7 protein-coding genes are annotated in these 12,091 nt (G+C 52.4%); 1 reads left to right on the forward strand and 6 read right to left on the reverse strand.

Translation table 11 applies throughout. The annotated features are described in order from the left end of the window. Positions 1–27 precede the first annotated feature (27 nt). Positions 28–606, forward strand: a complete 579-nt coding sequence (locus JL719_RS14555; protein ID WP_033158105.1) for a beta-class carbonic anhydrase — start codon at positions 28–30, stop codon at positions 604–606. Positions 607–978: 372 nt separating this feature from the next. Here JL719_RS14555 and JL719_RS14560 read toward each other — a convergent pair whose 3' ends face one another. The 6 genes from JL719_RS14560 to JL719_RS14585 all read right to left on the reverse strand — a co-directional run bounded on the left by JL719_RS14560 (position 979) and on the right by JL719_RS14585 (position 12,087). After that, the gene (locus JL719_RS14560; RefSeq protein ID WP_033158106.1) at positions 979–1,512 is read right to left on the reverse strand and encodes a hypothetical protein; all 534 of its coding nucleotides are present in this window, start codon (positions 1,510–1,512) and stop codon (positions 979–981) included. Positions 1,513–1,832: 320 nt separating this feature from the next. Then, the gene (locus JL719_RS14565) at positions 1,833–2,840 is read right to left on the reverse strand and encodes a cytochrome-c peroxidase (RefSeq protein WP_033158107.1); all 1,008 of its coding nucleotides are present in this window, start codon (positions 2,838–2,840) and stop codon (positions 1,833–1,835) included. A 122-nt stretch (positions 2,841–2,962) separates the two neighbouring features. Further along, on the reverse strand, positions 2,963–6,466 hold the full coding sequence (locus JL719_RS14570; RefSeq protein ID WP_051670242.1) for a response regulator: 3,504 nt from the start codon (positions 6,464–6,466) through the stop codon (positions 2,963–2,965). Between the two features lie 16 nt (positions 6,467–6,482). Then, a complete protein-coding gene (locus JL719_RS14575) occupies positions 6,483–6,995 on the reverse strand; it encodes a YfiR family protein (RefSeq protein WP_033158108.1) in 513 nt (170 codons plus the stop codon). After that, positions 6,995–9,862 (reverse strand): TonB-dependent receptor, encoded by a 2,868-nt coding sequence (locus JL719_RS14580; protein ID WP_165385967.1) that lies wholly within the window; start codon positions 9,860–9,862, stop codon positions 6,995–6,997. Before JL719_RS14580 ends, JL719_RS14575 begins: the two co-directional genes overlap by 1 nt. Positions 9,863–10,071: 209 nt before the next feature. Further along, positions 10,072–12,087, reverse strand: a complete 2,016-nt coding sequence (locus JL719_RS14585) for a GGDEF/EAL domain-containing response regulator (RefSeq protein WP_051670247.1) — start codon at positions 12,085–12,087, stop codon at positions 10,072–10,074. Positions 12,088–12,091: the final 4 nt, after the last annotated feature.

A 12,091-nucleotide genomic window follows, 5' to 3' on the forward strand; every position in this document is an offset into this window, starting at 1 on the left:
GACGTTTTTTTACCCACCGAGGTTTTTATGAGCAAAATTCACAACGAAGTACTGTTAGCCAACCGCGATTATGTATCCAGCTTCACCAAAGGCGATTTGGCTATGCCCCCCGCTCGTCAGTTTGCCATTCTGACCTGTATGGATGCCCGACTGGATCCCGCTAAATACGCCGGTTTATCGGAAGGCGACGCGCATGTGATTCGCAACGCCGGTGGCCGCGCCAGCGACGACGCGATTCGCTCCCTGGTTATTTCCTACAAATTACTCGGCACCAAGGAATGGTTTGTGATTCATCACACCGACTGCGGTATGGAAACCTTTACCAACGACATCATGAGCGACTTGCTCGCCAGCAGTTTGAAAACCGCCAGTGTCGATGCCACCGGCTGGCACGACAGCGGTGTTGGCCCTGGCTCTACAGACGGTAAATATATCAACTGGTTGACCATCAAAAATCAAGCCGAAAGCGTGTTGGAAGATGTGAAACGCATTAAAGCCCATTCGTTGGTGCCTAGCGATATTCCGGTTTACGGTTATGTTTACGACGTCAAAACCGGCCGTTTAATCGAAGTACCGGAAGCGACTGCCGCCGGCCAAGCCAGCTAAAATTTGCTGCCAGCCTTAGGAATCCGTCTGTTCTATTGCGAAATAGACAGAGGCATTCCCGTAGAAAGTGAAGTGATAGGACTCAAAGTTACGCTACTTTAAGCAATGCGCTCCCGCAAATGCGGGAGCGATTTAATCGCCAATCCTAAAATTGTCAGCTTTTGCTTAGCTGAAAATCAAAAGTCTATTGGACTTACCGCCCGAAGACTCAATCGCAAAACGCCGCAGAAATATCAGCGGTTTTGTCGTAGAAGCTTTGCAATATCCAACTACCTGAAGTGGCAACGGAACACAAATCCTTACCGGCGTTCAGAGTCTTTGTTGGTCCCGCGGAGACAGCGGAAAGATTGCATCCATTTGTTATACCCAGCATCAATAACCTCGACGGCGCGGCATATTTCGGAACATATAAAACAGAAAAAAGCTGAAAACCCACCCAACCGCCGGGATAGGAACAACTGCATTCATGGCGCTAACATTAACTTGGTAGCCACTTGTGCTCTCCAGGGAAATGGCGATACCCAGAATATTTATCGTGTGAGAGCCGGCAGTCAATATACCGTCAAAGGACCAAGCTTCATCGGCAGGTCCGGCACTTTTAGCCAATGGACTTCCATCCAAGTTGACGGCGTATAACAGACTCCCAGTGTTAGCTTCTAGGGAACTCACTGAAACCCTAACTTGACTGCTGTTGTGTAAATTAAAAGTCCAATCATCAAGCACATTGGTTTCGATACGTAGGCCGGTTACTATGCCGAATAGATCCTGCGGCGAATTTTGACCTGATTGCAAACTTCCGAGAATAGGGCCGTAACCGGTAATTGTGCTCCAACTTAAAGTTGACGCATTAACTTGAAATGAAAATGACGCGATGACCAGGCATATTATCGTTAAGTAATTTTTCATAAAAAGCCCCAAAGCAGATGGTAAAGATACGCTTATACATATCTTTGCCTATCAGGGAAACGGTAATATTTCCCGCAATGATTATTTTCGGCTTGCCGGTGCTTGTTCGGTAATATGCTTTGGCGACCCTTCAAATAAAATCAGGGTCAACGTATTCTCACCATGCAAAAGCCGGCAAACCGTCCAATGACTTTGCCATGGAAACGACTTAAAGTACCCAAAACTCTTAATCTACATTGCGTATTGTGCCCCGTGCGGGAAGTATTTTGACAAAAAAAGGGGCCTTGCGGCCCCCTTAATCTTTAACTACCTGATAAAACTCAGTTAAAGCTGGAACCCGGTGTTCCTGGCAATTGCGGCATGGTTTGCGCTGGGAATTCACCGGTCAGCGCATTCAAAAACGCGACGATGTCAGCCACGTCAGCATCGGACAACTCTTGATTTAATTGCAATTTACCCATCAACCAAACGGCTTTATCCAAGGTTTTTACGGAACCGTTGTGCATATAAGGTGCGGTCAAAGCCACGTTACGCAGAGTCGGAACTTTAAACAGGTGCTCGTCGCTTTCTTTTTTGGTGACTTCAGCCAAGCCTTTGTCTTTTTGAAAGTGGTATTGCGCTTCGAAGTAGCCGCTAGGGTTAACAGGGAATTTTTGGAATACCCCTGGGCCGTTAAAGGCCGGACCACTGTGGCAACTGGTGCAACCCAGTTCCACTGCTTTTTTCAGGCCGCGTTCCTGCTGTTCGGTCAAGGCGTCTTTATCGCCTTTGACATATTTGTCGTAGGCGCTATTCGGTGTAATCAACGTTCTTTCGTAGGCGGCAATCGCTTTGGTGGCGTTGTCTTTGGTAATAGCTTCGGCATCGCTACCAAAGGCCACTTCGAAAGCATGGCGATAGCCTTTGATGGTTTTCAAGCGAGCAACCACGTCATCCCAGCTTTTCATACCCATTTCAATTGGGTTGGTGACTGGACCTGCCGCTTGCGCTTCCAGACTGTCGGCGCGGCCGTCCCAGAATTGCACTTTGTTGAATGCAGCATTCCAGACCGTTGGTGCACTGCGGCCGCCGGTTTGGCCGTTGACACCCATGGAGTTGGGCCGGTTATCTTCGCCGCCCAGCATGGTGTTGTGACAAGACGCGCAAGAAACGGTGCCCGTGGAAGACAGACGCGGATCGTGATATAGCATTTTACCCAGTTCAACTTTTTCGGGGGTTGTGGGGTTGTTGGCAGGCGCTGGCGCCGTGGTGGGCAGCGCATCCGCCGCCATAACAGACATCGAACTAGCCAGCGCTATCGCAGAAACCAGCATACGAAATTTAAACATGAGATCCTCCTAAGTAATTATTTTAGCCGTGGGCTACCGAATTGTAAGATATTGACGCTGGGCAGGTAAATTAAATTGCATCGTTATCGACCGCACGCTGCAAAGCCGGGGTTAGGCTGGCGTTAGAGTTTTTGCAGCAACTCGCTCAGTTGCGCCAGTGCCTCGTCGATGGCAAATCGGTCGATTTTTTTGGCGATGTCCTCCAGCAAGGGCAAATACTGATGACCGGCCATACTACGCTGTAATTGCTCCAACATGGCTTCGGCCGCGCCTAGATCGCTTTCCAGCAATCGCGACAATGTCTGTAAATCCGCCGCTATCTCGGCGTCGGTAACCCCAGTCACAAGCGGATCCGTGTCGGGCGCTTGACTGCTCGCCAGTGCTTGCAAGGCCTCAATTTGCCCGATGACTTGGCGCAAAAATCCTTCCATGTACTGCAAGTGTTCAGCGGGCGGTATTTGATTTTGCTTAAGGACAATATCCACACCGGCGGCGGCTTCGAATAAATCCGTCGCCCCCAGATTGCCGCTAACCCCTTTCAAGGCGTGGCAACGCTCTTCAGCCTGTTTGAGTTCCCCGGCATTGATCAAGCCGCGAATCTCGGCGACCGCATCCGGGTAGTGTTCTTTAAAACGGTATAACTGTTTGCGATAGGCCTCCGGATTACCGCCGATCCGGCGTATGCCTTGCACAATATCCAGACTGGTCAAGGTTTGTAAATCTTCGGGATAATCGGCAGCTTGATAAATCCGCGCCGCCTCCTGGCTCTGTTCGCCGTCGGCCGTGAGCGGAATCCAGGTTGCCAATGCTTTGAATAACCGGTCGGGATCAATCGGTTTCGTAACGTGATCGTTCATACCTGCCTCCAGGCTTTTCTCGACATCGCGGGCCATGGCATGGGCGGTCATCGCGATGATGGGCATAGTTGCAAAACGTTGATCGTTCTCGGATTCCGCTAAGGCCCGAATTTTGACGGTGGCTTGCAAGCCGTCCAGCACCGGCATCTGGATGTCCATCAAGACCGCATCGTAATGATGCTGCCTAACCATGCTGACCGCTTCTTCGCCGTTCACCGCTTCGTCAACCTCAATCTCGTGGCTGCGCAGCAATTCGCAGGCAAATTCGCGGTTGATTTCGTTATCTTCCACCAGTAACAACCGAATCCCTTGCAGTTGTTTGATACCGGCAATATCCGCCCCGCCCAATTGCTTAAATTTATCCACCGCCCCAAGCACCCGGCCACGTCCAAGTGCCGACAAAATCGCATCCAGTAGGGAGGACGGCGATACCGGTTTGATCAAAAAGCCATCGATACCGGCCCGGCCCGCCAAAACCATCACATCTTCGCTGCCGTAAGCGGTGACCATGATAATCTTGGGCTGCGGCATCAGGCTGGTGTCGGCGCGAATCTGCCTGATCGCCTCATCGCCGTTCATACCCGGCATTTTCCAGTCCATCAACACCACATCGAAAGGCTGATCGGCCGGCGCCTCCCGCAACGCTCTCAGCGCCCCGGCCGCACTGGCCGAACAGCTCACCCGTAGCTGAAACGGCCGCAACATATCGCTGATGATTTCCCGGGAGGCCTCGTTGTCATCCACCACCAATACCCGCACCTCGGCCAACAACACGCCTATGCTTTGCTCCAGCGCGTCTTGATGCAGCAAAGTATCCTTAGCCACGCCCAAGCGCACGGTAAAACAAAAGGTTGTGCCCTGGCCCAATTGCGACTGCTCGATCCAGATCCGGCCCTGCATCATTTCCACCAGGGTTTTACAGATGGCCAAGCCTAAACCTGTGCCGCCAAAGCGCCGGCTGGTGCCCTGATCGGCTTGGGTAAACTCTTTAAACAGTTTTTTCTGATCGTCTTCCGCCATACCGATGCCGGTATCTCTGACCGATACCCGCAAATCGATAGTGCTATCGGTTTTGGCCAGGCAATAGAATGCCAGTTCCAATTCACCGGCTTCGGTGAATTTCAGCGCGTTGCCGCATAAATTGGTCAACACCTGGCCGAAACGCAAGGGATCGCCTAACAACACCGGCGGAATTTGCGGATCGTGACGGATCAGAAACTCGATACCTTTCAAGCCGGCTTGGTAACCGATCATGTCAGCCAATTGCTCCACCACGCTATCGAAGCGAAATTCGGTTTCTTCCAGCGCCAATTTACCGGCCTCGATTTTGGAAAAATCCAGAATATCGTTAAGAATCCCCAATAAGGTACGTGCGGAACTGTGGGCTTTTGCCAAATAGTTGCGTTGCGACGCGGTCAATTCGGTCTGCAAAGCCAGATGCAACATACCCAGCACGCCGTTCATCGGCGTGCGAATCTCGTGCGACATATTTGCCAGAAACTGGCTTTTAGTCTGGGTGGCTGACTGGGCGGCGTCCCGAGCCTCTTTCAACGCCAGCTCGGCCTGTTTGCGTAAGGTCACATCCTCGTAAGTACTGACGAAACCGCCATCGGCTATCGGCCCGCCGCTGATCTCGATGACCCGGTTGTCCAATCTTTGCCGGGTAAAATTGTGCGGCCGAAAATGTCTTATTTCTTCCAGCAATTGCCGCAGTTCGGTATCGGGATCACGGAAACGCAACTGCGGATCCATTAAATCAAACTGCACGAAATCGGCATGGTCCCTGCCCACTGCCAGCATGCTTTCCGGATAACCGCGCACCTCGCTGAGTTTTTTATTCCAAACCAATAACTTTAAGTTGCTGTCAAAGGCTATCAAGCCCTGCGACATGCTATCCAGCACGGTGGCCAGCATTACGCTGTTATGCGCCAATTTGGCGTTAATTTCCGCCAACTCCGTGGTGCGGGCAGCCACGCGCTCTTCCAGACCTTCGTTGATGCTGGCCAATAGTTTTTCGTTCTCGGCAAGCTGCCGGTTCAAAGCCAACAGTTCGCTATCGCGAGCTTCGATGGTGGCTATCATCGTGTTGAAGGCTTGAATCAGCGCACCCAATTCATCGTTACTCTCTTGTGCGGCGCGCAAGGTGTAGTTCTTTTCACTGTTGATCGTTTCGACGGTTTTCTTCAACCTGACCAGCGGACCGGACACCACTTGCTGCAAACTGGAAGCCAATAGCAAGGCGAACAGACCGGATAACATCACAATGCCCATCGCCGCAGCCAAAAAATCCCGCCATAATGAATCCAGCTCCGCCAGGCTGGAGGCTATCCAAACCCTTCCCAAAATACGACCGTCCAAGGCTATCGTTTCGCTTATGGTGCAATAGGCATCGTCGAATCGCGGCCGCTCGCTAGCCGAAGGTTCCGGATGTTGCAGCGGACAGGCCAAGCCGGGGTCGTAAAGTGCAAACAGCTGATTGGCGCTATCGTAAATACAGGCCGAAACCACGCTCTGCTTGACGCTTAAAGCGGCCAAAGTGGCGTTGGCGACGCTGCTGTCATTAAACGACAAGGCCACGGTACTGCGATTGGCAATGATACGAGCCAGAGAACTCAAATCCCGGCCCATATCCTCTTTTACCCGCATGTGTTCCTGGGCAATAAAACCGGCCCCCGCCAGCAGCAGGGACAAGATGCTGGTTGCCAACATGATCAGCACCAGCTTGGTTTTTATGGTCAGATCGCGTTTAAATTCAGCCTGGTTTGTCATGGGATTCCGGAGTGAATTAACGGACGATACGGGCGATTTCCATCAACAAGGCGTTGACTTTTAATTGCGCACGGCGCACGGCGTCCGGATTGATTTCCAGTTTGATCTGGCCGTTTTCGCTATAAAAACCGATACAGCCGCCGCGACCGGCAAACCCCTCGGCATCGCTGACAGTTAATATCTGATTGCCGCGCACCTGCTGTATCAAGGCTGGCAATTCCGGCGCGTCATGGTCGATATACAAAATCTGGCAAATCTGCGGGTCGTCTATGCCCGACCAGATTTGCAATAAATGCCCCTTGGTATCGCGGCTGGCCAACTCGCTCAGCAAGTTAACGATAGGTTCGGCGCCGACGATGCAGACATGCAGCGTATCGTTCATCAGCGCCGGCCACTCCACGAACTTGGTGAAATTGAACACGTAATTGGCCTTGGTTTTGGCGTTGAGCATGTCGTCGGCAGCGGCAGCGTCGAAACTGCTGAGCAACACCCACAACAATAAACCCGCGCTCACTAGCTTGCCCGGCATCAAAACTCCAGGCGGGCGGTCAATTTCACCGTCAAACTCGGTCCGGCCAGCACAGTCAGCGGCGCCCCCAAATTCGGCGAGGCAAAGTCGCTGTTAAATGCCGCATAATTTTTAAAATCGAATAAATTCAATACATCCAGGCGCAGTTTCATCCGGGTGTCGTGCGGCGTATCGAAACTTTTTATCAGCGCAATGTCGACTTGTTTGTATCCCCACCACTGCCCCGGAAAAATAAAATCGCTACCTTGCGGCGTAAAGGTATCAAAACGGCAAGCACCGCTTGCACAGTTGACGCCGGAGCGGGTGTCCGGGGTCGCCAGCGTCAGCTTAGTGGAAAAAATCAAATCCCACGGCAAATCGACACTGGCGGTTGTCACCAGCTTATGTTTTCTGACCCCGGCGGTATCCAGCCAGCCATTGGTGTGGGTATTGGGATGTTCAAACAAATAACTGCTGTTATCGAAGAAAGACTGCGGTTTGTTTTCCTCGGAATCGGTAAAGGTGTAGGCAAACGTCATACCCCAGCCGCTGTCTTTGCTGTACGGTTTTTCGGCTTTGACAAATACCGAATTAGTTTTGGTCTGTACACCGTTATCGAACAAAATTAATTGCCCAAAGCCAGGCACGGCCTGAAAGGTACCCCCGAACCCGGACCCGGCTGCGTAAAAGCTGCCGTCGGCATTGCGGCCGCCCAGCAAACCGACCAAACCGTTGTAACTGTGCACGTGCGACACGCTGACTTCGGTATGCCAGTCGCCGAAACGATTGCGCATGCCGATATTAAATTGGTTGGCATAGGGCGTGCGCAGATTGTTGCGCATTAAATTGATTTCCCGGCTGCTACCCGTACCTACACCGGTCAGTGCGGACAATTGCGCCGGCGTATAGTTTAAATATTCGGGATTCCAGGCGATGCAATCGACGCCGGCCACGCAATCGTAATTGGGGTCGCCCTGAAAATTGACGCTAAAACTGGGATAACTGCCCTTGGTACGTTCCAGTTGCAACACGTCGTAAATATGGCGGTCGTAGGCTTTAGCGTAACCGCCGAACAACACATGCCGCTGATCTTCGAATAAGTCGTATGCCAAACCTAATCTGGGCGCAATATTATTGCTGTCGGCCGCCCGGTTAGCGCCGTTACTAAGGTAGTTCTCGATGTCGTAACCCGTATTCGCGTTGTGAATGTTACGCCAGTTGCGGAGCGCGCTGCTGACATCGCCCGGCGTGACATGGTTTAGATAGCCGGGGTTGTATTCGTAATCCCAGCGGACGCCCAGGTTCACGCTCAAATGTCGATTAGGGTTCCAATCGTCTTGCAGATACGCGCCGAATTGCGTCACATCGGATTGGGCGGAACCGTCACCGCCGCCGGCCAAGGGCGTTGCCCAACGCACTTGATACGGGTTGCCGGCAGGATTGTTTAAATTCAAGCCGAACTGCGGGTGGTAAGGATCGCGCTCTACCGCGCCCAGTTCTATCTGTTTAACTTTAGCACCCAACTTGACGACATGGGTGCCATGCCAATCCAAACCGCTGAAGGTTAGATCATCTTGAAAACCCGGCCCGCTTTGGCCCTTATCCTGATAATTGGTCGCGCCGCCGCTATTCAACACACTCCGGCTATTCAGATTTCCCCCGCTCAAACTGCCGTCCAGGCGACGCAGCTGCAAACCCGCGCTTTGCGTGGCCGGCAGTTGCCGCCAATTGGCATCTTCATAAGTAAACCGGGCTTCGTTGACCCAATGTTCGGCGCTATATTGATATTTAAAGTCCAGGCGTTTTTCACTGTTACCCTTGGTCAGCGCGTAAGACTCTGAGTTTTCACCGCCTATGCCCAATGTTTCGGTTTCGTCGCGCAACTTAAAAGACACTTCGATCAAGTTGCTCTCGTTGAGCGCCCAATCCAACTTACCGAAAAACAAATCAGCCGTAAACGGCCGATTCACGCGGCCTAGTTGCGATTGATACGGCTGGGGTAAGCGGGAGCCGTCGCCAGCGCTGACATTGGCGTAATCGTCGTTGAGTTTACGTTCGTACGCCATGAAAAAATGCGCGACATCCTTGGCTATTGGCCCACTTAAGGTCACCCCGAATTGCGCTTGCTCGGTATCCCGCTTGCCGCCGGCGAGCTGCTCACCGGGCGTGACGCTGCGCAGATCTTGATTGGTATGATCGTAAAATGTTTCGCCGTGAAAGGTATTGCCGCCGGATTTGGTCTGCACCGAAATTGCCGCGCCGCCGACTTGATCGTACTCGGCCTTATAGTTCTGGCTAATGACCTTATATTCGGCAACGGCCGATTCCGGAAACACATTGCCGCGACTGGAATCCTGGCCGGCTACGCCCCCCCTGACCACATAGTTTTTCTGACTGACGCCGTCGATAAACAAATTGACGCTATCCGGCCGCTGCCCGCCGCTTTGCAAGCGAGTACTGCCATTCTCATCGTTTACCACGTTCACACCGGGCGCCAGATCGGCATAATTCAGAAAATTGCGGTTTACCTGCGGCAAGCGCTGCATTTGCTCGGGCGTTAAATAGGTAGCCAACTCCGCGGAATTGCCCTCACTCGTCTGTTCGGCAACGCTATTATCATCGCCTAACGCAACGTCTACCAAAGCCACCTGCCCCACTTGCAGCGTCAGCTCTTGACTGTTTTGCTGGCCTTCCAAACCTAACACCTTGAGCTGGTAACGGCCGGGTTTCAATGCCATCAGCACATAAGAGCCATCAGCTCGGGAAAAGGTCCGCGTGGAAAAACCCCGCTCCAGGCTGGTGACGATGATTTGCGCGCCTGCCTGAGTGTCAGCCCCTCGCAGCGTGACTTGACCGCGAATTGTCGCCGCACTGATGTCGGCCTGCACGGGATGGCTCCAACAGCTTATCGTCAGCAGAACGCTGGCGGCGCTTGATAACCGGCAGACCGTAAAACCGACGAGCCTCTGCCAAGTTATCGTCTTGCGCAGAGGATGTTGATTAAAAACCGGCCGCATCTTAAAACTCCATTCCGGCTTTAGTAGCTGAGTTGCCTGGATCAGACTGATTCATGTCCTCCCCCGGATGCACGTTGGATTCAATCATGGCGGGGCGTCCCCAGCGGTGCCGGTTTGCCCAGATAAAAACCTTGCGAAAAATCGATACCCAGCTCAACGACCTTGGCTTGGATCTCCGCACTACCCACAAATTCGGCAACCGTGCGCATACCCAAGCGCCGCGCAGCATCGACTATGACGCGGGCAATCACTTCAGAATCCGGATTGTCGATAATATTCATGATGATGGAGCCGTCGATCTTTAAGTAATCGATCTTTAACCGCAACAAATGCACGAAATTGGAATAGCCGCTACCGAAATCGTCAATCGCAAAGTGACAGCCATAGCCTTTCATGCGATTAACAAACTGGCGCACTTCCTCGTAACTTTCGATACCTTCAGATTCGGTAATCTCCAATACAATGCGCGAACCGACGCCGGGCTGAGAGAGTTTTTCGGCAATAAAGCTCACCGTATTGGCATCGATAATATCCTCGACGGTTAAGTTGATACTCATCTCCCCCTCCGACTCGGGCAAGGCTTTCACCACTTGTTCGACGATGGTGCGAGTCAAGGCGGTATATTGCCGGGTGCGTTTTGCCACGCCGAGAAAGCTGGGCGGAATGACATTACCCTCTTCGTCTATCATCCGCATCAGCGCTTCATATTTCACGACTTTCCCGTTGCGATTGTCGATGATGGGTTGATAAAAAGGCACGATGCGGCCGTCGGCCAGGGCACTGCGAATTTTCTGGCTCCAGTGGATGTTGTCCTTGTAGTGCGACTTGATCTGCATCTGATCGGTATAAATCAAATAATCCCGACGTTCGATCCTGGCGCGCTCCAACGCCAGCGCCGCATGCGTATAAGGACTGTCGGCCCCCGAACAGATGCCTGCAGTCACGCGGATGTTAATCTTGTCTTCGCCGCAATCGATCGCTTCCGATTCCAAATGCTTGATAATGCTGTCTATCAATTGCTCGAAACGGCCCGGATCGCCACCGGTTTTGGAGAGCAAAGCAAATAAATCGCCGCCGATGCGGTAAGCCTGCGCATCGGCGCCGCTCATTTTTTGCAAACGCTCGCCAATTTCCAACAAAACTTTATCGCCGTTGCGCAAACCGTAAAAATCATTGATGGCTTTGAATTGATCGATGTTGATCATGCCCAATATCGACGGACCGGCGTTTGCCAAATCCTGCATCAGTTTCACCCGGTTGGGCAAACCGGTTAACGCATCCGTGGTCTGTTCCCGAATCAACTCTTCCTGTTTGATCAAATGGGTGACATTAACGCTGGTGGATATAAACTCGCGAATCGAGCCGTCGGCGTCAAGGATGGGGACGATGGTATTGTTGATGTAAATCACCTCGCCACTTTTAGTAAGATTGCTGTAGGTCCCGCGCCAGATTGCACCGCCTAGAATCGTGTTCCATAACTCCCGATGCAAACCCGGAGCCGCGTCGGGATCTTTGAGAATCCGGCTGGTTTTGCCTATAACCTCCTCGCGGGTATAACCGTAGGTTTGCACAAACGCATCGTTTACAAAAGTGATGACGCCGTGCGGATCGGTGCGGAATACGATATTAGACACATCGGTGGCATGCCGGTATTCGCTCAGACGTTTCACCCGGCCTTCCAGAGCGCGGCGTAAGCGGCTCAGTTCCAGATGCGTTTTGACCCTGGCCCGTACTTCGTCAATATCAAACGGCTTGGTAATGAAATCGGCGGCGCCCATGGAAAAACCGCGAATTTTTTCGATGGACGCTTCGACTATCGTCACGAAGAGAATGGGTATACCCGCGGTTCTAGGATCGCTCTTGAGCCGCCGACAAACCTCATAGCCATCCATACCCGGCATTCTGACGTCCAGCAATACCAAATCAGGCGGCGTCGGGCCCTGCGCCAACTCCACCGCACGCATGCCTTCCGTCGCCACCATAATGCCGTAATCGTCCTTGAGTGCTTCGAGTAAGCCGTGAATATTTTCGGGAAGATCGTCTACCACCAAAATAGTCGGCCTGGGATTGAGCGATAGGGATTTGTCTTTGTTCATTATC

The organism is Methylomonas sp. LW13 (assembly GCF_016865255.1).
Taxonomy (GTDB): Bacteria; Pseudomonadota; Gammaproteobacteria; order Methylococcales; family Methylomonadaceae; genus Methylomonas.